The following is a 255-nucleotide window of genomic DNA, read 5'->3' on the forward strand; positions in this document are numbered from 1 at the left end:
TCACGGCCGGCAGGCTCAAGGACAGGGTTTCCAGACCGCCATCGACCTCGCGCGTGACGGAAGCTTTGCCATCCACCACTTCGACCTTGCTGGCGAAGGTGGCTTGCGGCAGATCGGCCAGGGCGGCGAGCATCTGGCCGGTCTGGTTGCAGTCGTCATCAATCGCCTGTTTGCCGAGCAGGATCAGGCCGGGCTGCTCCTTGTCGACCAGGGCCTTGAGCAGCTTGGCGACCGCCAGCGGCTGCAGTTCTTCGC

At 65.1% G+C, this 255-nt stretch carries 1 pseudogene; it reads right to left on the minus strand.

From position 1 onward, the window contains the following. Positions 1-255 (minus strand): annotated as a pseudogene (locus C5P05_RS00015) (electron transfer flavoprotein subunit beta/FixA family protein); the annotation flags it as partial.

This window comes from Rhodoferax ferrireducens (assembly GCF_003347515.1).
GTDB lineage: Bacteria > Pseudomonadota > Gammaproteobacteria > Burkholderiales > Burkholderiaceae_C > Rhodoferax.